At 60.0% G+C, this 22,501-nt stretch carries 18 protein-coding genes; 2 read left to right on the top strand and 16 right to left on the bottom strand.

The genetic code is table 11. From position 1 onward, the window contains the following. Nucleotides 1-93: 93 nt before the first annotated feature. From dnaE to rpsB, 16 genes are all read right to left on the bottom strand, one after another. Nucleotides 94-3,615: a DNA polymerase III subunit alpha gene (gene dnaE / locus FHK92_RS17675; RefSeq protein ID WP_181289184.1), complete on the bottom strand. Its 3,522-nt coding sequence runs from the start codon at nucleotides 3,613-3,615 to the stop codon at nucleotides 94-96. A 236-nt stretch (nucleotides 3,616-3,851) separates the two neighbouring features. Beyond that, nucleotides 3,852-4,511, bottom strand: a complete 660-nt coding sequence (rnhB, locus tag FHK92_RS17670) for a ribonuclease HII (protein ID WP_181289183.1) — start codon at nucleotides 4,509-4,511, stop codon at nucleotides 3,852-3,854. Then, nucleotides 4,508-5,638 (bottom strand): lipid-A-disaccharide synthase, encoded by a 1,131-nt coding sequence (gene lpxB / locus FHK92_RS17665; protein ID WP_181289182.1) that lies wholly within the window; start codon nucleotides 5,636-5,638, stop codon nucleotides 4,508-4,510. The genes rnhB and lpxB overlap by 4 nt, the downstream gene beginning before the upstream one ends. Nucleotides 5,639-5,640: 2 nt before the next feature. Beyond that, nucleotides 5,641-6,417 carry an acyl-ACP--UDP-N-acetylglucosamine O-acyltransferase gene (lpxA, locus tag FHK92_RS17660; protein ID WP_181289181.1) on the bottom strand — a complete coding sequence of 259 codons (777 nt, stop codon included), beginning with the start codon at nucleotides 6,415-6,417 and terminating at the stop codon, nucleotides 5,641-5,643. Beyond that, complete coding sequence (gene fabZ / locus FHK92_RS17655; protein ID WP_003184897.1) at nucleotides 6,414-6,854, bottom strand: 3-hydroxyacyl-ACP dehydratase FabZ; 441 nt, start codon at nucleotides 6,852-6,854, stop codon at nucleotides 6,414-6,416. The genes lpxA and fabZ overlap by 4 nt, the downstream gene beginning before the upstream one ends. Before the next feature lie 105 nt (nucleotides 6,855-6,959). Next, the gene (gene lpxD, locus FHK92_RS17650; RefSeq protein WP_181289180.1) at nucleotides 6,960-8,015 is read right to left on the bottom strand and encodes a UDP-3-O-(3-hydroxymyristoyl)glucosamine N-acyltransferase; all 1,056 of its coding nucleotides are present in this window, start codon (nucleotides 8,013-8,015) and stop codon (nucleotides 6,960-6,962) included. A gap of 8 nt (nucleotides 8,016-8,023) precedes the next feature. Beyond that, on the bottom strand, nucleotides 8,024-8,521 hold the full coding sequence (locus FHK92_RS17645) for an OmpH family outer membrane protein (protein ID WP_181289179.1): 498 nt from the start codon (nucleotides 8,519-8,521) through the stop codon (nucleotides 8,024-8,026). Nucleotides 8,522-8,566: 45 nt separating this feature from the next. Then, nucleotides 8,567-10,942 carry an outer membrane protein assembly factor BamA gene (bamA, locus tag FHK92_RS17640; protein WP_181289178.1) on the bottom strand — a complete coding sequence of 792 codons (2,376 nt, stop codon included), beginning with the start codon at nucleotides 10,940-10,942 and terminating at the stop codon, nucleotides 8,567-8,569. Between the two features lie 74 nt (nucleotides 10,943-11,016). Beyond that, nucleotides 11,017-12,369, bottom strand: coding sequence for an RIP metalloprotease RseP (gene rseP, locus FHK92_RS17635; protein ID WP_181289177.1), 1,353 nt, complete (start codon nucleotides 12,367-12,369; stop codon nucleotides 11,017-11,019). Between the two features lie 52 nt (nucleotides 12,370-12,421). Continuing rightward, the gene (gene ispC / locus FHK92_RS17630; RefSeq protein WP_181289176.1) at nucleotides 12,422-13,612 is read right to left on the bottom strand and encodes a 1-deoxy-D-xylulose-5-phosphate reductoisomerase; all 1,191 of its coding nucleotides are present in this window, start codon (nucleotides 13,610-13,612) and stop codon (nucleotides 12,422-12,424) included. Beyond that, a complete protein-coding gene (locus tag FHK92_RS17625) occupies nucleotides 13,609-14,415 on the bottom strand; it encodes a phosphatidate cytidylyltransferase (RefSeq protein ID WP_181289175.1) in 807 nt (268 codons plus the stop codon). The genes ispC and FHK92_RS17625 overlap by 4 nt, the downstream gene beginning before the upstream one ends. Next, nucleotides 14,415-15,170 carry a polyprenyl diphosphate synthase gene (uppS, locus tag FHK92_RS17620; protein WP_181289174.1) on the bottom strand — a complete coding sequence of 252 codons (756 nt, stop codon included), beginning with the start codon at nucleotides 15,168-15,170 and terminating at the stop codon, nucleotides 14,415-14,417. Before uppS ends, FHK92_RS17625 begins: the two co-directional genes overlap by 1 nt. A 13-nt stretch (nucleotides 15,171-15,183) precedes the next feature. Then, nucleotides 15,184-15,741 (bottom strand): ribosome recycling factor, encoded by a 558-nt coding sequence (gene frr, locus FHK92_RS17615; protein ID WP_181289173.1) that lies wholly within the window; start codon nucleotides 15,739-15,741, stop codon nucleotides 15,184-15,186. Then, nucleotides 15,738-16,481: a UMP kinase gene (pyrH, locus tag FHK92_RS17610; RefSeq protein WP_003198235.1), complete on the bottom strand. Its 744-nt coding sequence runs from the start codon at nucleotides 16,479-16,481 to the stop codon at nucleotides 15,738-15,740. The genes frr and pyrH overlap by 4 nt, the downstream gene beginning before the upstream one ends. A 215-nt stretch (nucleotides 16,482-16,696) precedes the next feature. After that, complete coding sequence (gene tsf, locus FHK92_RS17605) at nucleotides 16,697-17,563, bottom strand: translation elongation factor Ts (protein WP_030139490.1); 867 nt, start codon at nucleotides 17,561-17,563, stop codon at nucleotides 16,697-16,699. 194 nt (nucleotides 17,564-17,757) lie between these two features. Then, nucleotides 17,758-18,495, bottom strand: coding sequence for a 30S ribosomal protein S2 (gene rpsB / locus FHK92_RS17600; protein ID WP_003198231.1), 738 nt, complete (start codon nucleotides 18,493-18,495; stop codon nucleotides 17,758-17,760). A gap of 375 nt (nucleotides 18,496-18,870) precedes the next feature. On the opposite strand from rpsB, the gene map reads away from it, so the two are divergent. Both map and FHK92_RS17590 read left to right on the top strand, forming a co-directional pair. Beyond that, a complete protein-coding gene (map, locus tag FHK92_RS17595; RefSeq protein WP_030139491.1) occupies nucleotides 18,871-19,653 on the top strand; it encodes a type I methionyl aminopeptidase in 783 nt (260 codons plus the stop codon). A 48-nt stretch (nucleotides 19,654-19,701) separates the two neighbouring features. Beyond that, nucleotides 19,702-22,404, top strand: coding sequence for a [protein-PII] uridylyltransferase (locus FHK92_RS17590; RefSeq protein ID WP_181289172.1), 2,703 nt, complete (start codon nucleotides 19,702-19,704; stop codon nucleotides 22,402-22,404). The last annotated feature ends 97 nt before the right edge of the window (nucleotides 22,405-22,501 follow it).

Raw genomic sequence — 22,501 nt, 5'->3', positions numbered from 1 at the left:
CGCCCTACCTTAAGGGAGAGGCGCGTTCAGGTCGAGATTAAAAATTCGAGTCGAGGTCAGGGGCGCTCCGAATACGGAAGTGGCCCCTGGCCGTCAACGGTATTGGAGGAAGACGTTGTCTTTGCCGAACTGGTCACGCAAGGCTTGAATCAACGCATCCGCCGGATCGATCCGCCAACCTTCGCCGAACTGCAGCACGGCCTTGGCGTCGGGTCGTACATACTCCATGGTGATCGGGCAAGCACCGCGATGGCGCTTGAACAACTCGCCCAGCCAGCGTAGCTGATCGCCTTTCAGATCCTGGGTTTGCAACTTCAGGCGCAGGCTCTCGGCCAGGTTGGTACGGGCATCCTCCATGCTCATCACGCGCTTGACCCGCAGCCGCAGGCCACCGGAAAAGTCGTCGTTACTCACCTCTCCTTCCACGACGACCATCGCATCCGTCTGCAACAACGACTGCGCGGAATGGAACGCATCGGCGAACAACGACGCCTCGATGCGCCCGGAGCGGTCGTCGAGGGTGATGAAACCCATCTTGTCGCCCTTTTTGTTTTTCATCACCCGCAGGGCGATGATCATGCCGGCGACCGTTTGCGTGTCACGAGCCGGCTTGAGGTCAATGATGCGCTGACGGGCGAAGCGGCGGATCTCGCCTTCGTATTCGTCGATCGGGTGACCGGTCAGGTAGAGGCCCAAGGTGTCTTTCTCACCCTTGAGGCGTTCCTTGAGGGTCAGCTCCTTGGCCTTGCGATGGTTGCCGTAGACGTCGGCGTCCTCCTCGACGAACAGCCCGCCAAACAGGTCGGCGTGGCCGCTGTCGTGGGTGCGGGCAGTCTGTTCGGCGGCCTTGATCGCCTCTTCCATCGCCGCCAGCAAGACCGCGCGGTTGCGGTCGATATTGGCCTGGTAGGCCTTCGGCTCATCGTGGAAGTAAGGCCCCAGGCGATCCAGCGCGCCGCTGCGGATCAAACCGTCGAGGGTGCGCTTGTTGATGCGCTTGAGATCGACCCGGGCGCAGAAATCGAACAGATCCTTGAACGGCCCGTCCTGGCGCGCTTCGGTAATCGCCTCCACCGGCCCTTCGCCCACGCCCTTGATCGCGCCGAGGCCATAGATGATGCGGCCTTCGTCGTTCACCGTGAACTTGAACTCCGAAGCGTTCACGTCCGGTGCGTCGAGGCGCAGCTTCATGGTCCGCACTTCTTCGATCAAGGTCACGACCTTGTCGGTGTTGTGCATATCCGCCGAGAGTACCGCCGCCATGAACGGCGCCGGGTAATGTGCCTTCAGCCATGCGGTCTGGTACGAGACCAGGCCATAGGCGGCGGAGTGGGATTTGTTGAAGCCGTAGCCGGCGAACTTTTCCACCAGGTCGAAAATGTTGCCCGCCAGGTCCGCATCGATGCCGTTGTTCGCACAACCTTCGATGAAGCCACCGCGCTGCTTGGCCATCTCTTCGGGTTTTTTCTTACCCATGGCACGACGCAGCATGTCCGCGCCGCCGAGGGTGTAGCCGGCCATCACCTGGGCAATCTGCATCACCTGTTCCTGGTACAGGATGATGCCGTAGGTCGGCGCCAGTACTGGCTTCAAGCCCTCGTACTGGTAATCGGGGTGCGGGTACGCCAGCTCGGCGCGACCGTGCTTGCGGTTGATGAAGTCATCCACCATGCCCGATTGCAGCGGGCCCGGACGGAACAGGGCCACCAGTGCGATCAAGTCTTCCAGGCAGTCGGGCTTGAGCTTCTTGATGAGCTCCTTCATCCCCCGGGATTCAAGCTGAAACACAGCCGTGGTTTCAGCTTTCTGCAACAGGCTGTAGGTCGGCTTGTCGTCCAGCGGAATGAAGGCGATGTCCAGCGGTTCTTCACCGACCTTGGCTCGGTCGCGGTTGATGGTCTTCAGCGCCCAATCGATGATGGTCAGGGTCCGCAGGCCGAGGAAGTCGAACTTCACCAGGCCCGCCGCCTCGACGTCATCCTTGTCGAACTGGGTGACCAGGCCGTCGCCCTCTTCATCGCAATAGATCGGCGAGAAGTCAGTCAGCTTGGTCGGCGCGATGACCACGCCACCGGCGTGCTTGCCGACGTTACGCACCACGCCTTCAAGCTTGCGGGCCATCTCCCAGATTTCCGCAGCCTCTTCATCGACCTTGATGAAGTCCCGCAGGATTTCTTCCTGCTCGTAGGCTTTTTCCAGGGTCATGCCGACTTCGAACGGAATCATCTTCGACAGGCGATCCGCCAGGCCGTAGGACTTGCCCTGCACCCGCGCCACGTCGCGCACCACAGCCTTGGCAGCCATGGAACCGAAGGTGATGATCTGGCTCACCGCGTTGCGGCCGTATTTCTCGGCCACGTAGTCGATCACCCGGTCGCGACCATCCATGCAGAAGTCGACGTCGAAGTCGGGCATGGACACCCGTTCCGGGTTGAGGAAACGTTCGAACAGCAGGTCATATTCCAGCGGGTCGAGGTCGGTGATCTTCTGCACGTAGGCCACCAGCGACCCGGCACCCGACCCCCGGCCAGGACCAACGGGCACGCCGTTGCTCTTGGCCCACTGGATAAAGTCCATCACGATCAGGAAGTAGCCGGGGAAGCCCATCTGGATAATGATATCCAGCTCGAAATTCAACCGATCGACATAGACCTGGCGCTTGGCTTCGTAATCTTCGGTGGTGTCCTTGGGCAGCAGGACGCTGAGGCGCTCTTCGAGGCCGTCGAACGAGACCTTGCGGAAATATTCATCGATGGTCATGCCATCGGGAATCGGGAAGTTGGGCAGGAAGTGCTTGCCCAGCTTCACTTCGATGTTGCAGCGCTTGGCGATCTCGACGGTGTTTTCCAGCGCTTCGGGCAGGTCGCTGAACAGCTCCGCCATTTCCTCGGCGCTTTTGAGGTATTGCTGGTCGCTGTAGTTTTTAGGCCGACGCGGGTCATCGAGGGCACGGCCCTCACCGATGCAGACGCGGGTCTCGTGGGCCTCGAAATCTTCCTGCTTGATGAACCGCACGTCGTTGGTCGCCACCAGCGGCGCACCGAGCTTGTCGGCCAGGGCCACGGCAGCGTGCAGGTGTTCTTCGTCATTGGGACGGTTGGTGCGCTGCACTTCGATGTAGAAGCGATCCGGAAACACGGCCATCCAGTCGCGGGCCAACTGCTCGGCTTCCTCGACATTGCCACTGAGCAGGGCCTGGCCGATTTCACCTTCCTTGGCCGCCGACAGCATGATCAGCCCTTCGCTGGCCTCGGCCACCCATTCGCGCTCGATGATGATCGAGCCGTTGCGCTGGCCGTCGATAAAGCCGCGGGAAATCAGCTCGGTGAGGTTGCGATAGCCCATGGCGTTCATCACCAGCAGGCTGATCCGGCTCAGCGGCGCGTCCGGGTCCTTGTTCGCCAGCCACAGGTCGGCACCGCAGATCGGCTTGATCCCGGCGCCCATGGCGTTCTTGTAGAACTTGACCAGCGAACACATATTGTTCTGGTCGGTAACGGCCACGGCAGGCATGTTCATGCCCACCAGCGTCTTGACCAGGGGCTTGATCCGCACCAGACCGTCGACCAGGGAATATTCAGTGTGCAGGCGTAGATGGACGAATGAAGCCGGCATAGTGATCCTGCGTTAAGTCATGAAAACAACAAGGCCCGGATTGTACCGGGCCTTGGGTAAAACATCAGCCATGAGCATCCTGCCAAGCGAATGTGCACATTACTTTTGTGGCGAGGGGATTTATCCCCGCTGGGCTGCGAAGCAGCCCCAAAGTCCATCAGACACACCGGGTTGTCAGGCTTGAGAGCCGCTTCGCGCCCCAGCGGGGATAAATCCCCTCGCCACAAAAGCCTGCATCAAGAAACCGTAGTCTGATGACTCACGATCAACCCATCACGCGCTTCATAAGCCAGCCGCACCGGCGCAAACGAACGCCGATGAATGGGCGTCGGCCCAAGGCGCGCCAAGGCTTCCAGATGCACCGGCGTCGGATAACCCTTGTGGCTGCCGATGCCGTAGCCCGGATAGATCAGTTCGAACGCGGCCATCTCCCGGTCGCGACTGACTTTGGCCAGGATCGAAGCCGCCGCGATGGCCGGCACCTTGCCGTCGCCCTGGATGACCGCTTCGGCGCGCATCGACAGTTTCGGGCAGCGGTTGCCATCGATCATCGCCAGCTTCGGCGTGATATGCAGCCCCTGCACCGCGCGCTGCATGGCAAGCATGGTGGCGTGCAGGATATTGAGCTCATCGATTTCTTCGACTTCGGCCCGGGCGATGCACCAGCTCAGGGCCTTTTCGCAAATTTCGTCGTAGAGCTTCTCGCGACGGGCCTCGGTGAGCTTCTTGGAATCATCCAGCCCCAGGATCGGCCGGTCCGGATCAAGGATCACCGCAGCCGTCACCACCGCACCGCACAAAGGTCCGCGCCCGACTTCATCGACACCGGCGACGAGCTCTTCGACTTCAGCGACCAGGTCGAAGTCCAGGCCCATCTGCTGCTTTACGTTGCTCATGATTTTGCGCCAATCAGAGTCAGCACCGCGTCAGCCGCCTGGTTGGAGGCATCGCGACGCAGGGTACGGTGAATTTCGTCAAAACCCCGGGTCTGCTCTTCGCCGCCGTCAATCAAGGGCGACAGCGTGGAGGCTAGCGCTTCGGCGGTCGCGTCGTCTTGCAGCAGTTCCGGGACCAGCAGGCGCTGGGCCAGGAGATTGGGCAAGGAAACGTAAGGGCTCTTGACCATGCGCTTGAGAATCCAGAACGTCAGCGGCGCTAGGCGATAGGCAACCACCATTGGCCGTTTGTACAACAACGCTTCAAGGGTAGCAGTGCCTGACGCAATCAACACCGCATCACAACCGGCCAGTGCTTGATGGGATTGGCCGTCGAGCAAGGTAACCGGCAAATCGCGCCCGGCCAACAACGCTTCGAGCTGGATTCGCCGCTGCGGACTGGCACACGGCAGAACAAAACGTACACCGGGCCGCATCGCCCGCAGGCGCTCAGCGGCGTCGAAGAACAGGCCGCCCAGGCGACTGACCTCGCCGCCGCGACTGCCGGGCATCAACGCCACCAGCGGTCCTTCAGGCAGGTTCAACGCCTGGCGGGCGGCCGTGCGGTCCGACTCCAGGGGAATGGTATCGGCCAAGGTGTGCCCGACGAACCGCACCGGCACGCCTTTTTCTTCATAGAAACGGGCTTCGAACGGCAGCAGCGTGAGCATCAGGTCGCAACCTTCGCGGATCTTCAGCACACGCTTCTGCCGCCAGGCCCATACCGACGGGCTGACGTAGTGCACGGTCTTGATGCCGGCCTGGCGCAATTTGAGTTCGATATTGAGGGTGAAATCCGGCGCATCGATACCGATGAACACATCCGGTTTTTCTTCGATCAGCGTCTGGATCAGCTTCTTGCGTCGGGCCAGCAACTCCCGCAAGCGACCCAGCACTTCCACCAGGCCCATGACTGACAGGCGCTCCATGGGGAAGTAGGACTCCAGCCCTTCGGCCTGCATCAATGGCCCACCAACCCCGATGAATTCGACTTCGGGATGCTGCGCCTTGAGCGCACGCATCAGACCGGCACCCAGGATGTCACCGGAAGCCTCCCCCGCCACCAGCGCAATACGCAGATTGGCCATGGTCAGCGGGTGATGCCGCGGGTCGACGACTGGATGGAGTCACGGAATATCGCGACTTCCGGGAACTGCGTCGACGCTTCGGCCAATTCGGCGAGCGCCTGCTCGACTGTCAGCCCCTGGCGATAGACAACCTTGTAGGCGCGGCGCAGCGCCGTAATCGCGTCTTCGCTGAAACCACGACGACGCATGCCCTCGAAGTTCATGCTGCGGGCTTCGGCCGGGTTACCGAACACGGTGACGTATGCGGGAACGTCCTTGCCGATGGCGGTGCCCATGCCAGAGAAACTGTGGGCGCCGATATGGCAATACTGGTGAACCAGGGTGAAGCCGGACAGGATCGCCCAGTCATCCACGTGCACATGGCCGGCCAATGCGGTGTTGTTGACCAGGATGCAATGGTTGCCGATGACGCTGTCGTGACCGATATGGGCATAAGCCATGATCAGGTTGTGGTCGCCCAGGGTCGTTTCGGAACGGTCCTGGACGGTGCCACGGTGAATCGTCACACCTTCGCGGATCACGTTGTGATCGCCAATGACCAGCCGGGTTTCTTCACCTTTGTATTTCAGATCGGGCGTGTCCTCGCCTACCGATGAAAACTGGTAGATGCGATTGTGCCGGCCGATTCGGGTCGGGCCCTTGAGAATTACGTGGGGGCCGATCACCGTGCCCTCGCCGATTTCCACACCTGCGCCGATGATCGACCAAGGGCCAACCTCGACATCGGCGGCCAGCACGGCCGACGGATCGATGATTGCGCGAGGGTCAATCAAACTCATAGTTTGCGTTCCGCGCAGATGATTTCAGCGGAGCAGACCGGCTTGCCATCGACCGAAGCCTGGCATTCGAACTTCCAGATCTGGCGCTTGCAGCTGATGAACTTGGCCTCGAGGATCAACTGATCGCCCGGGGTCACTGGCTGGCGAAAGCGCAGTTTGTCGGAGCCGACGAAGTAGTAGAGCGTGCCATCGGCAGGCTTCACGTCGAGCATTTTGAAACCAAGGATCCCGGCAGCCTGAGCCATCGCTTCGATGATCAACACACCCGGCATGATTGGATGCGCGGGGAAGTGGCCATTGAAGAACGGTTCGTTGATGCTGACATTCTTGTAGGCGCGAATGCGCTTGCCTTCAACATCCAGGTCCACGACCCGATCCACCAGCAGGAACGGGTAACGGTGAGGCAGGTATTCGCGAATCTCGTTGATGTCCATCATTTCGGGGGGAAGCCTATGTAAAGATTGGGAGCGCACGAGTGACGCGCACTCCGCTAGCAAATCAAGATGCCCTAACGGCTGTGCACACTTGATATGGAAATGGTATCAGCCATCTGATGAAGCATTACCGCCAGGGGTCACGTCCCCTACACGCTTTTCCACCTGCTTGAGGCGCCTCGCGATATCGTCGAGCTGGCGGATACGCGCCGCGCTCTTGCGCCATTCGGCTGCCGGCTGCATGGCTGTACCGGATGAATAGGCGCCCGGCTCGGTAATCGAGTGGGTGACCATGGTCATGCCAGTCAGGAAAACGTTGTCACAGATTTCGATGTGGCCTACCAGCCCTACGCCACCGGCCAGCATGCAATGCCTGCCGATCTTGGTACTGCCGGAAATGCCCACGCAAGCGGCCATGGCGGTATGGTCGCCGACCTGAACGTTGTGAGCGATCTGGATCTGGTTGTCGAGCTTGACGCCATTACCGATGACGGTGTCGGCCAGCGCACCACGGTCGATCGCGGTATTGACGCCGATCTCCACATCATCGCCAACGGTGACGCCACCGATCTGGGCGATCTTCTGCCAGACGCCTTTCTCGTTGGCAAAACCAAACCCTTCACCACCGAGTACCGCGCCAGACTGAATCACCACCCGCTTGCCGATGCGCACGTCGTGATACAGGGTGACGCGCGGAGCCAGCCAACCACCCTCGCCGATCTCGCTGCGCGCGCCGACAAAGCAATGGGCTCCCAGCGTCACGCCAGCGCCAATCCGGGCCGCGCTTTCAATGACCACGAAAGGCCCGATGCTGGCCGTGGAGTCGACGATCGCATCCGCCGCGATTACCGCGCTGGGATGAATGCCCGCAGGCGATTTTGGCTTGGGGTCGAACAGATGGGAAATCCGCGCATACGCCAGGTAAGGATCGGCCACGATCAGCGCATCGCCGGCAAACCCTTCGGCATCATCGGCCTTCAGCAACAATGCTGCGGCCCGGCTGTCTGCCAGGTATTTGCGATATTGGGGATTTGCCAGAAAGCTCAACTGAGCTGGGCCAGCCTCTTGCAAAGTGGCTAGCCCAGTAATTGCCTTCTCCGGGTCGCCACGCAGGGTGGCGCCGAGGAACTCAGCCAGTTGGCCGAGCTTGATAGTCGCTGTCATGGATTACTTCACTGATTCATGCGCTCGATGACCTGGCGCGTGATGTCGTATTGAGGTTTGACATCAATCACTGCGCCGCGCTCGAACACCAGGTCGAAACCACCTTTCTTGATGACTTCTTCCACGGCGCTGTCGAGTTTCGGCTTGAGCTGCTTGAGCATTTCACGGTCAGCCACGGCTTTCGCTTCGTTCAGCTCCTTGGATTGGAACTGGAAGTCGCGGGCCTTCTGCTTGAATTCCAGCTCAAGACGCTCGCGCTCGCCCTGGGCCATTTTGTCACCGCCGGCGACCAGACGGTCCTGGATACCCTTGGCGCTGCTTTCCAGGCCCTTGAGCTTGGTCAGTTGCGGGCCGAATTTCTTCTCGGCGTCCACGGCGTATTTCTTCGCCGCATCGGACTCCAGCAAGGCCATCTGATAATTCAGCACGGCGATCTTCATGTCGGCAAAAGCCGGGCCTGCGACCAGGACGGTCGCCAGGAGAACCAATTGAGTCAACTTACGCACGATGTACTCCTACAAAATCCATTGTCGTTATCTTGGGCCGGACAATTAGAACGTCTGGCCGAGGGAAAATTGGAACACTTGGGTTTCAGCGTCATCCGGTTTCTTGATCGGCATCGCCAGCGCGAAACTCAACGGGCCCAGCGCGGTGACCCAGGTCACGCCCACGCCGACGGAACTGGCCATGTTGCTCAGGCTGATGTCGTTGCACTTGGTGTTGGAACTCGTACCGTTGGCGTTAGTGGTGTTATCGCAACTGGAATCGAATACGTTACCCACGTCCCAGAAGACCGAGGTACGCAAGGAACGTTGATCCTTGACGAACGGCATCGGGAACAGGATCTCGGCGCCGCCCTGGATGAGCACGTTGCCACCGAACGGCAGCGGATCCTGGTCCGGGTCTGCAATCGTGCCCGGGTTCGTGCCACGGCTCGGCGTGCTGCGTGGGCCCAGAGTGCTGTCCTTGAAGCCACGTACCGAGTTGAAACCACCGGCATAGTAGTTCTCGTAGAACGGCAGGCCATCAGTCGAACCGTAGCCATCGCCATAACCCAGCTCGGTGTGCAGGCGCATGGTGTAGTTATCGGTCAGCGGCTGGAACAGTTGGCCACGATAATCGAGCTTGAAGAACGACAGGTCGCTGCCCGGGATGGTCGACTCAAGAACCAGGCTCTGAGAGTGACCACGTGTCGCCAATACGCCCTTGTTCAGGGTCGACTCGGACCAACCGGCAGAAGCCTTGAAGTTCAGGTAGTTATCGCCTTCCTTGTTAACGAAGTCGAAGATTTCATCAACGGTGTAACGACCGGTGTTGATCTTGTCCTGCTGGGCGGTGAGGCCGAACGTCAGGCGCGAGGTCTCGCTGATCGGATAGCCCACGTTGACGCCGGCACCCAGGCTGTCCACCGCATAGCTGGAAATGTCCGAATCGAGCTCGTCGTAGTCAGTGGTGCGATAGAAGGCGTTGTAGCCCAGGCTCACGCCGTCGGCAGTCCAGTAGGGGTCCACGTAGCCAAAGTTGTAGCGGGTCTGGTATTCGCTACGGGTCAGGCCGATGCTGACCTTGTTACCGGTACCCAGGAAGTTGTTCTGGGTGATCGAACCGCCCAGGATCAGGCCTGCGCTCTGGGCGAAACCGACGCTCGCGGTGATCGAACCGGAAGCCTGTTCCTCGACGCTGTAGTTCACGTCAACCTGGTCATCGACGCCCGGTACGGCCGGGGTCTCGACGTTGACTTCCTTGAAGAAGCCCAGGCGCTCCAGGCGGGTCTTGGATTGGTCGATCAGGTAGGTCGAAGCCCAGCCACCTTCCATCTGGCGCATTTCACGGCGCAGCACTTCGTCCTCGGACTTGGTGTTGCCACGGAAGTTGATGCGGTTGACGTAGGCGCGCTTGCCCGGGTCCACGGCAAAGGTGATGTCAACGGTATGGTCTTCATCGTGTGGCTGCGGCACGCCGTTGACGTTGGCGAAGGTATAACCTTCGTTACCCAGGCGACGGGTGATCAGCTCGGACGTGGTGGTCATCAGCTTGCGCGAGAAAACCTGGCCCTTCTGCACCAGCAGAAGCGACTTGACCTGGTCTTCTGGAACCTTCAGGTCGCCGCTGAGCTTGACGTCACGAACGGTGTACTTCTCGCCTTCGTTGACGTTGACGGTGATATAGACGTGCTTCTTGTCCGGGGTGATCGACACCTGGGTCGAAGCGATGTCCATGTTGATGTAGCCGCGGTCCAGGTAGTAGGAACGCAGGCGTTCCAAGTCACCAGAGAGTTTTTCACGGGCGTACTTGTCGTCGTTCTTGAAGAACGACAACCAGTTGGTGGTCTTGAGTTCGAACAGGTCGATCAGGTCTTCGTCTGGGAAAACCGTATTGCCTACCACGTTGATGTGCTGGATCGCGGCAACGGTGCCTTCGTTGATGTTCACCTTCAGGCCCACGCGGTTACGCGGTTGCGGCACGACTTCGGTGTCAACGGTGGCCGAGTAGCGGCCCTGGGCAACGTATTGGCGTTGCAACTCGTTACGGACACCTTCAAGAGTGGCGCGCTGGAAGATCTCGCCTTCGGCCAGGCCGGATTGCTTGAGGCCTTTCATCAGGTCTTCGGTAGAGATCGCCTTGTTGCCCTCGATCTCGATACTGGCGACCGATGGGCGCTCGACTACCGTGATGACCAGGACATTGCCGTCGCGGCCCAGCTGGATATCTTGAAAGAACCCGGTCTTGAACAACGCACGAGTGGATTCCACCAGGCGCCGATCATCCGCCTGCTCGCCGACGTTCAGCGGCAAGGCACCAAAGACGCTACCCGCGGAAACCCGCTGGAGGCCGTTGACGCGAATATCAGAGATAGTGAAGGACTCGGCGTGAACTTCGGCGATCATCAATACGGTGAGAACCGCAGTTAGCAGCAGACGTTTCATGAAGTCCTTTCTTATTCCAACTGGCAATAAACAAACTGCCGCAAAATGCGGCAGATTCGCAATTCAGCGAAGCGTTACAGACGACCCAGATCGTTGACCAAGGCAAGCAACATCACCCCGACCACCAAGCTGATACCGATCTGTATCCCCCAACCTTGCACCCGATCCGACAAGGGACGACCACGCGCCCACTCGATCAGATAAAACAGCAGATGCCCCCCATCCAGTACCGGGATGGGCAGCAAATTCAGAACCCCCAGGCTAATGCTCAGATAAGCAAGGAAATTCAGGAAATCAGCAATGCCCGACTGGGCAGAAGCGCCCGCCACTTTAGCAATGGTTATCGGTCCACTCAAGTTTTTTACCGAGAGCTCGCCGAACAACATTTTCTTCAGCGAGTCGAGGGTCAGGACACTCATGGTCCAAGTGCGCCGTACACCCTCGCCGATTGCCGCGACGGGACCGAAGCTGACCTCCCGGATCATTTCCGGTGGCCAGTCGACCGCCTTGACGCCAGCGCCCAGGTAACCGGTCGGCGCCTTGCTCTCGCCGCGGGCAGCCAAGGCGACAGGCACGTCGATTGAAGCACCATCGCGCTCGACACGCAGCATGATTTTGGTATCAGGGCGAACACGAACCGAGTCGACTACCTGTTGCCAGTCACTGACAGGCTGGCCGTCGAATGCCAACAAACGGTCGCCCGCTTTCAGGCCAGCAGCGGTAGCCGGGCCTTTCGGATCAAGCTCGGCAAGCACGGGCGGCAACGCGGGACGCCACGGGCGGATCCCCAGGGAGCGGATCGGGTCGGGCTCATCGGCTCCCTTGAGCCAGTTGTCGAGGACCAGCTCCCGAGGCGAGTCGGCCGTCGAGCCCTGTTCACGCACCATCAGTTGCAGCGAACCGCTTTCACCCAGACGACGCACCAACTGCAAGTTGACCGCAGCCCAACCCGATGTCGGCTCGCCGTCGATGGCAACGATTTCCTGGCCCGCGCCCAACCCGGCCCGAGCCGCAACGCTGCCTGCCTCGACCGCGCCAATGACAGGCCGTACCTGCTCACTGCCCAGCATGGCCAGCGCCCAGAAAAACACCATGGCCAGCAGGAAGTTGGCAATCGGGCCCGCCGCGACGATGGCGATGCGCTGACGGACGGTCTTGCGATTGAATGACTGATCAAGCTGATCGGCCGGTACTTCGCCTTCGCGCTCATCGAGCATCTTGACGTAGCCGCCCAGCGGAATGGCTGCTACGACAAACTCGGTGCCTTTCTTGTCGTGCCAGCGCAACAACGGCATGCCGAAACCGACGGAAAAGCGCAGAACCTTGACGCCACAGCGACGCGCGACCCAGAAGTGGCCGAATTCGTGAAAAGTGACCAACACCCCGAGTGCAACCAGGGTGCCGACAATCATATAGAGCGCGCTCATCTGTTTTCTCCACAATCCTGCCTGGGACAACCCTGGCTAACGTACCGCAGCCTCAGCGCCCGTAGCGCTTCAACCACTGGCCCGCCAGCTCACGAGCCCTGGCATCTGCCGTGAATACCGCATCGAGATCATCGAGCGAAACCACGGTTTCGAGATTCAAGACCTCTTCGATGATACTCGCGATCTCGAGGTAACGGACACGTCCATCGAGAAACGCTGCAACCGCCACCTCGTTGGCGGCGTTAAGCATGGCCGGTGCGCTGTTGCCCGCTTCGGCCGCCTGTCGCGCCAGGCGCAGGCAGGGAAAACGCTGCTCGTCGGGCGCCTGGAAGTCCAGGCGGGCAATGGCAAACAGGTCCAATGGTGCCACACCTGAATCAATCCGCTCTGGCCAGGCCAACGCATTGGCAATAGGCGTGCGCATGTCCGGATTGCCCAACTGGGCCAACACCGAGCCATCCACATAGTCCACAAGGGAGTGGATAACGCTTTGCGGATGGATAACCACCTCGACCTGGGCTGGCTTTGCATCGAACAGCCAGCAGGCCTCGATCAGTTCCAACCCTTTGTTCATCATGCTGGCCGAATCCACGGAAATCTTGCGCCCCATGGACCAGTTCGGATGAGCGCAAGCCTGGTCGGGTGAAACATGCACCAATTCTTCCAACGGTGTCTGCCGGAAGGGACCACCAGAGGCTGTCAGAAGAATCCTCCTGACACCGACCGCACCCAGGCCACGGGAAAAATCCCGGGGCATGCATTGAAAAATCGCGTTGTGTTCGCTGTCGATAGGCAGCAGTACCGAGCCACTCTTGCGCACTGCCTGCATGAACAGCGCACCCGACATCACCAGCGCTTCCTTGTTGGCCAGCAAGATTTTCTTGCCAGCCTCCACCGCCGCCAGCGTCGGACGCAAACCCGCCGCGCCGACAATCGCCGCCATTACGGCATCGACTTCTGGATCGGAGGCCACCTGACACAAGCCCTCCTCCCCCACCAGGACGCGCGTCTGCAAACCGGCCGCACTCAGGTCATCCTGCAATGCCCGAGCCACGCCAGCCTCGGGCACCACGGCAAACCGTGGCGTATGGCGAATGCATAGGGCCAGCAGCTCGCTGAGACGAGTAAAGCCGCTGAGGGCGAACACCTGATAGCGCTCCGGGTGCCGGCCAATCACATCCAGCGTACTGAGGCCTATCGAACCGGTGGCTCCCAGGACGGTAATCTGCTGGGGACGACTCACGATGCCGCCATCCACAACAGCACGGCGAAGATCGGGATCGCGGCGGTCAGGCTGTCGATGCGATCCAGCACACCGCCATGACCAGGCAACAGATTACTGCTGTCCTTGATGCCGGACTGGCGCTTGAACATGCTTTCAGTCAGGTCGCCGACCACGGATACAAACACGATCAGGGCGGCGCCGATCAGGCCCATCAGCAATTGCGCGACGGTCCAATCCCGCACGAAACCCACCACCGCGGTGATGACCAGGCTCAAGGCAAGGCCGCCGTAGACGCCTTCCCAGCTTTTGCCAGGACTGACTTTTGGCGCGAGCTTGCGCTTGCCGAAGGCCTTGCCGGAAAAATAGGCGCCGACATCCGCCCCCCAGACCAACACCATCACGGCCATGATCTGCCAGTTGCCCAGCGGCCCCTGCTTGATCCAGATCAGCCCCTGCCAAGCCGGCAGCAGGATCAACAGGCCGATCACCAACTTGGTCGCCGCGTTGGCCCAATGGTGCGTCGTCCGCGGGTAGGTCAGGACCAGGAAAGTCGCCATCGCCCACCACAGCACCGCGGCACCCAGCACCCAAGGCGCAAGGCCAGGCACCACGTACATGATGAACAGCATGGCCGCCACGGCCGCCGCATACGCCACGCGCGCCGACTGCGCAGGGAAACCCGCCAGCCGGGCCCATTCCCACGCCCCCAAGGTCACGACCGTGCCGATGAACAGCGCAAAACTGCCACCCTCGAGCAGGAAAAAGCCGCCCAAGGCGATGGGCAGCAGGATCAGGGCAGTGATGATTCGTTGTTTGAGCATTAAACCCGGGCTCCAGCTTCGATCTGCTCGCTCGTTTTACCGAAACGACGCTGACGGGAAGCGAAATCGGCCAGCGCGGTGCGCATGGCTTCGTGTTTGAAGTCCGGCCAGAACAGGTCGGAGAAATACAGCTCGGCGTAAGCCAGCTGCCAGAGCAGGAAATTACTGATGCGGTGTTCGCCACCGGTGCGGATGCACAAGTCCGGCAACGGCAAGTCGCCGGTCGCCAGGCAGGTTTGCAGCAGCTCGGGCGTAATGTCCTCAGGGCGCAGATGACCGGCCTGGACTTCCCGCGCCAGCCGCTGGGCCGCTTGGGCGATATCCCATTGCCCACCATAGTTGGCGGCGATTTGCAGGACAAACCGATCGGCGCCAGCCGTGGCGGACTCGGCTTCACGCATGGCAGCTTGAAGTTCCGGATGAAAACGCGAGCGATCGCCAATGATCCGCAGGCTGATCTTGTTCTCATCCAGACGTTTGGCCTCACGGCGCAACGCCTTGAGGAACAGGTCCATCAAGGCGCTGACCTCATCGGCCGGACGTTGCCAGTTTTCGCTGGAAAAGGCGAACAGGGTAAGCACCTCGACCCCGGCCTCGGCGCACACCTCGATGACAGCACGAACCGCATCAACCCCAGCCTTGTGCCCGGCGACGCCAGGCATAAAGCGTTTCTTGGCCCAGCGGTTATTGCCGTCCATGATGATTGCCACGTGGCGCGGCACCGCGAACGGCACGGCCTGCTTGGTCTTATCCATGAAAACGAGACCCTTATACGGCCATCAGGTCTTTTTCTTTCTCGTCCGTGGCCTTGGTGATCTGGGCCTCGGAGTCCTTGGTCAACTTATCGATATCAGCAATGGCACGACGCTCTTCGTCTTCGCTGATTGCCTTATCCTTGACCAGCTTCTTCAGCTCACCCAACGCGTCACGACGGATATTGCGCACAGCAACACGCGCGTCTTCCGCTGCGCTACGAGCCTGTTTGGTGAAGCCTTTGCGCGTTTCCTCGGTAAGGGCCGGCATCGGGATCAGCAGCAGCTCACCCAGGTTGGTCGGGTTGAGGTTCAGACCGGCGCTCTGGATGGCCTTGTCTACAGCAGCGAGCATGTTGCGCTCGAAAGCCACGACCTGCAGGGTGCGCGAGTCTTTTACGGTGACGTTGGCAACGCTGCTCAGCGGTGTGTCAGTACCGTAGTAAGGCACCATGACGCTGCCCAGGATGCTCGGGTGAGCCTTGCCGGTGCGAATCTGGCCGAATGCGTGGCTCAGGGAGTCCAGGGATTTCTGCATGCGCTCTTGAGCGTCTTTTTTGATTTCATTGATCATTGTTGAACTTCCTCGATCAGTGTTCCTTCGGCGCCGCCATGGACAATGTTCAGCAGGGCGCCAGGCTTGTTCATGTTGAAAACGCGCAACGGCATCTTGTGGTCGCGGCACAGGCAGATAGCCGTCAGGTCCATGACACCCAGCTTGCGATCCAGCACTTCATCGTAGGTCAGATGATCGAACTTCTCGGCATGCGGGTCTTTGAACGGGTCGGCGGTGTACACACCATCCACCTTGGTTGCCTTGAGCACGACATCGGCATCGATTTCGATCGCTCGTAAGCACGCGGCCGAATCCGTGGTGAAGAACGGATTACCGGTACCGGCGGCAAAAATCACCACTTCCTTGGAGTTGAGGTGGCGCATGGCTTTGCGGCGGTCGTAGTGATCGGTCACGCCGACCATGGAAATGGCCGACATCACGATGGCCGAGATATTGGCACGCTCAAGCGCGTCGCGCATAGCCAGGGCGTTCATCACAGTGGCCAGCATGCCCATGTGGTCGCCCGTGACCCGATCCATGCCGGCCGCGCTGAGCGCCGCACCACGGAACAGGTTGCCGCCGCCGATGACCAGGCCGACCTGAACGCCGATCCCGACCAATTGGCCAACTTCCAGGGCCATGCGATCCAGCACTTTCGGATCGATCCCGAACTCTTCCGAGCCCATCAGGGCCTCGCCGCTAAGCTTGAGTAGAATGCGTTTATAGCGAGCCTGATAACCACTGCCCTGCTGAGCCATTGCGAATCTCTCCTGCGGCGTATTTTTTCAAAAAATTCTTTGCGGACTGTTTTCAGCCTGCGTTCACTCTAGCTTGGCACTGACACAGCGCCATCGGAACACGGCTTTGTAAGCCAGTTCCGACAGGAAACCAATTAAAATCGGTATCCCCATCCGAAAAGAGGCTGCGCGCGTTAAGCGGGCAGCCTCTTCTGGGCGACGTTATGGAAACCGTCTTATTGCTTGCTGGCAGCAGCTACCTGGGCAGCAACTTCTTCAGCGAAGTTGTCGACCGGCTTCTCGATGCCTTCGCCCACTTTGAAGTAGGTAAAGGAAACGATTTCAGCGCCGGCTTTCTTCGCCAGGTCGCCGACCTTGATTTCCGGGTTCTTGACGAAAGCCTGCTCAACCAGGCTGGCTTCGGCCAGGAACTTGGAGATACGGCCGCTGACCATTTTCTCGGCGATTTCGGCAGGCTTGCCTTTCAGCTTCTCTTCGTTCAGCTGCAGGAAAACGCCCTTCTCGCGCTCGATCGCTTCGGCAGAAACGTCGGACGGCAGCAGGAACTCAGGGTTGGTTGCAGCTACGTGCATGGCGATGTCTTTCGCCAGTTCGGTATCGCCGCCCTTCAGGACAACTGCAACACCGATCTTGTTGCCGTGCAGGTAGGTACCAACCACGTCACCTTCAACGCGAACCAGGCGACGGATGTTGACGTTCTCGCCGGTCTTGCCAACCAGGACCAGGCGCGCTTCTTCCTGAGCTTCGATCAGCGGAGCTGCGTCGGTCAGTTTGTCAGCGAAAGCTTTGTCGACGCTGGCAGCAACGAATGCCTTGAAGTCGTCCTGCAGAGCTAGGAAGTCGGTCTGGGAGTTGACTTCCAGCAGAACGGCGGCCTTACCGTCGTCCTTGATGGCGATGGCGCCTTCAGCGGCAACGTTGCCAGCTTTCTTGGCAGCCTTGATGGCGCCCGAAGCACGCATGTCATCAATGGCTTTCTCGATGTCGCCGCCAGCCTTGGTCAAGGCTTTCTTGCAGTCCATCATGCCTTCGCCGGTACGCTCGCGCAGTTCTTTGACCAACGCTGCAGTAATCTCTGCCATTTCAAAATCCTCTTGGATAGGTTTTCAACCATTCCACCCGACCGAACGGGCGATCAATTCTTCCTGGAAAACCACTGCTTATAGACCGCGACAGGTTACAAACAGGTAGCTGTGCTGGCGACAAGTGGTTTTCGAGGTGGCAAAAAGGGGGCCAAGCCCCCTTTTTGCTTACTGAGTCAACGCCAGGGCGTCAATTACTCAGCGGCTGCTGCCGGAGCTTCTTCAGCGAAGACTTCGGTGCCGCCGTTAACATTGTTGCGACCACGGATCACAGCGTCAGCCATCGAACCCATGTACAGCTGGATGGCGCGAATGGCGTCATCGTTGCCTGGGATGATGTAGTCAACGCCTTCCGGGCTGCTGTTGGTATCGACAACGCCGATGACCGGGATACCCAGCTTGTTGGCTTCGGTGATCGCGATGCGCTCGTGGTCAACGTCGATCACGAACAGCGCGTCAGGCAGACCGCCCATGTCCTTGATACCGCCCAGGGAGCGGTCCAGCTTCTCAAGATCACGAGTGCGCATCAGCGCTTCTTTCTTGGTCAGCTTGGCGAAAGTACCGTCTTCGGACTGGACTTCAAGGTCACGCAGACGCTTGATGGAAGCGCGGATGGTCTTGAAGTTGGTCAGCATGCCGCCCAACCAGCGGTGATCGACGTACGGCGAACCGCAACGTGCTGCTTCTTCAGCAACGATCTTGCCAGCGGAACGCTTGGTGCCGACGAACAGAATCTTGTTTTTGCCCTGGGCCAGGCGCTCTACGAAGGTCAGTGCTTCGTTGAACATCGGCAGGGTTTTTTCAAGGTTGATGATGTGGATCTTGTTACGCGCGCCGAAAATGTACTTGCCCATTTTCGGGTTCCAGTAACGGGTCTGGTGACCGAAGTGCACACCGGCCTTCAGCATATCGCGCATGTTGACTTGGGACATGATAGTTCCTTGATAAGTCGGGTTTGGCCTCCACGTATCCCAATGACCAACCAGCAGCTATATAAGCCGAAGGCACCCAGGTCATCGTGTCGACACGTGTGTGGATTTAAGCTTACGGGGTCATCCCCGGAAAGCGGCGCATTTTATACCACAGCAAGGGCGAAAACGGAACACGGATTCTGAAATCCCGGTAAAGCCCCCCTGCCACAGCCCTCCAATGGGCCATGAACGCGCGCCCTTATAGAGAGAAGCGATGCATGTGGACGCGGATTTGCGCTGATCGTCTGTTAGAATCGCCTCTTTCAGGGCCACGCGAGTCATCATCCGCCGCCCATTTCGTTTTGAACAGCGCCGTCGGGCGCAGAGAGAGCCTGTATGACCGTCACCCTCAAGACTCCCGAAGACATCGCCAAAATGCGTGTCGCCGGCAAACTCGCCGCCGAAGTGCTGGAAATGATCGCCGATTACGTCAAGCCGGGCGTGACCACCGAAGAGCTGGACCGCATTTGCCACGACTACATCGTCAACGAGCAGAAAGCCATCCCCGCCCCGCTCAACTACAAAGGCTTCCCGAAGTCGATCTGCACCTCGATCAACCACGTGGTCTGCCATGGCATTCCCAACGAAAAACCGTTGAAGGACGGCGACACGCTGAACATCGACGTCACCGTCATCAAGGACGGCTACCACGGCGATACCAGCCGCATGTTCCACGTTGGCAACGTGCCGGAGTGGGCCGAGCGCCTGTCCAAGGTCACCCAGGAATGCATGTACATGGCCATCGAACTGGTGAAGCCGGGCTGCCGCCTGGGTGACATCGGCGAAGTGATCCAGAAGCACGCGCAGAAAAACGGTTTCTCGGTGGTGCGGGAGTTTTGCGGCCACGGCATTGGCAAGGTGTTCCACGAAGAACCGCAGATCCTGCATTACGGCCGCGCCGGCACTGGCATGGAGCTGCAGGCAGGCATGACCTTCACCATCGAGCCGATGATCAACCAGGGCCGCGCCGACACCAAGGTATTGGGCGACGGCTGGACCGCCATCACCAAGGACCGCAAGCTGTCGGCCCAATGGGAGCACACCCTGCTGGTGACCGAGACGGGCTACGAGATCTTTACCCTGCGCAGCGATGACACCATCCCTCGCGTTTCCGCCTGACCCAAACCCAGCCTTTAGCTATAGATAGACAGAAAGGAAAGCCATTCGATGCCGCAGGTGGATCCCGAACTCTTCGACCGCGGCCAGTTCCAGGCTGAACTGGCCCTGAAGGCAAGCCCCATCTCGGCGTTCAAGAAAGCGATCCGCCAGGCCCACGAAGTGCTCGACCAGCGCTTTCGCAGCGGCCGGGATATCCGTCGGCTGATCGAGGACCGCGCCTGGTTCGTCGACAACATCCTGCAAAAGGCCTGGGAGCAGTTCAACTGGAGCGAGGACGCCGACATCGCCCTGGTGGCGGTGGGCGGCTACGGGCGCGGTGAACTGCATCCTTATTCCGACATCGACCTGCTGATCCTGCTGGACAGCGCCGATCATGAGATTTTCCGCGATTCCATCGAGCGCTTCCTGACGCTGTTGTGGGACATCGGCCTGGAAGTCGGCCAAAGCGTGCGTTCGGTGCAGGAATGTGCCGACGAGGCCCGCGCCGACCTGACAGTGATCACCAACCTGATGGAAAGCCGCACCGTTGCCGGCCCCGAGCGACTGCGCCAGCGCATGCTCGACGTCACCAGCACGGCGCACATGTGGCCGAGCAAGGACTTCTTCCTGGCCAAGCGCGCCGAACAGAAGGCCCGCCACCACAAGTACAACGACACCGAATACAACCTGGAACCCAACGTCAAAGGCTCGCCCGGCGGGTTGCGGGATATCCAGACGATCCTGTGGGTTGCCCGTCGGCAATACGGCACGCTCAATCTGCGGGCCCTGGCCGGAGAGGGTTTCCTGGTGGAGAGCGAGAACGCCCTGCTCGCCTCGTCCCAGGAATTCCTGTGGAAGGTCCGCTACGCCCTGCACATGCTCGCCGGGCGCGCCGAGGATCGACTGCTGTTCGACCACCAGCGCTCCATCGCCGGCCTGCTGGGTTTCGAAGGCCAGGACGCCAAGCAGTCTATCGAAAACTTCATGCAGCAGTATTACCGCGTGGTGATGAGCATTGCCCAGCTCAGCGAACTGATCATCCAGCACTTCGAAGAGGTCATCCTCGCCTCCGAGGATGAAGCGCCGCCGCAGCCGATCAATTCGCGATTCCAGCTGCATGACGGCTACATCGAGGCGCGCAACGCCAACGTGTTCCGCCGCACACCGTTCGCCATGCTCGAAATTTTCGTGCTCATGGCCCAACAGCCGGAAATCAAAGGCGTGCGCGCCGACACCATTCGCCTGCTGCGGGAAAACCGTCACCTGATCGATGACGACTTCCGCAACGACATTCGCAACACCAGCCTGTTCATCGAGCTGTTCAAGTGCAAGATCGGCGTGCACCGCAACCTGCGGCGCATGAACCGCTACGGGATTCTCGGTCGCTACCTGCCGGAGTTCGGCCATATCGTCGGGCAGATGCAGCACGACCTGTTCCACATCTATACGGTCGATGCCCACACGCTGAACCTGATCAAGCACCTGCGTAAGCTGCAATACACTCAGGTCTCGGAGAAATTCCCGCTGGCCAGCAAGCTCATGGCCAAGCTGCCCAAGCCCGAGCTGATCTACATGGCGGGGCTGTACCACGACATCGGCAAAGGCCGCCAGGGCGACCATTCCGAGATTGGCGCGGTGGACGCCGAGGCGTTCTGCCAGCGGCACCAACTGCCGGTATGGGACAGCCGGCTGATCGTCTGGCTGGTGCAAAACCATCTGATGATGTCGACGACCGCCCAGCGCAAGGACTTGTCCGACCCGCAGGTAATCCACGATTTCGCCCAGACTGTCGGCGATGAAACTCGCCTGGATTACCTCTACGTGCTGACCGTGGCCGATATCAACGCCACCAATCCAACCCTGTGGAACTCATGGCGCGCCAGCCTGTTGCGCCAGTTGTACACCGAGACCAAGCGGGCCCTGCGTCGCGGCCTGGAAAACCCGGTGGACCGCGAAGAACAGATCCGTCGCACCCAAAGCGCGGCACTGGACATCCTGGTGCGCGGCGGCACCGATCCGGACGATGTCGAGCAACTCTGGTCGCAACTGGGCGATGACTATTTCCTGCGCCACACCGCCGGCGACGTGGCCTGGCACAGCGACGCGATCCTGCAGCAGCCGGCCGACGGCGGACCGCTGGTATTGATCAAGGAAACCACCCAGCGCGAATTCGAGGGCGGCACGCAGATCTTCATCTACGCCCCGGACCAGCACGATTTCTTCGCCGTGACCGTGGCGGCGATGGACCAGCTCAACCTCAACATCCATGACGCCCGGGTTATTACGTCCACGAGCCAGTTCACCCTCGACACCTACATCGTGCTCGACACCGACGGCGATTCGATCGGCGACAACCCGGCGCGGATCAAGCAGATTCGCGATGGTCTCACCGAGGCCCTGCGCAACCCGGCGGATTACCCGACCATCATCCAGCGCCGGGTGCCGCGCCAGCTCAAGCATTTCGCCTTTGCGCCACAAGTGACGATCCACAACGACGCCCAGCGCCAGGTCACCGTACTGGAACTCAGCGCGCCGGACCGCCCGGGGCTGTTGGCGCGCGTCGGCCATATCTTCCTGGAATTCGACCTGTCGCTGCAGAACGCCAAGATCGCCACGCTTGGTGAACGGGTGGAAGACGTGTTCTTCATTACCGACGCCCACAACCACCCGCTGTCCGATCCGCAACTGTGCAGCCGCTTGCAGGAAGCGATCGTCCAGCATTTGAGCGTCAACCAGGAACCCGATGCCCACCTGACACGCATCAGCATCTGAACGAACAAATCCCCTGTGGGAGCGAGCCTGCTCGCGAAAGCGGCGGGTCAGTCAATGGTTTTTTCGACTGACACACCGTATTCGCGAGCAAGCTCGC

The sequence above is a fragment of the Pseudomonas brassicacearum subsp. neoaurantiaca genome (assembly GCF_013608025.1).
In the GTDB taxonomy this organism is placed as follows: Bacteria; Pseudomonadota; Gammaproteobacteria; order Pseudomonadales; family Pseudomonadaceae; genus Aquipseudomonas.
This window is presented reverse-complemented; position numbering and strand designations above follow the sequence as displayed.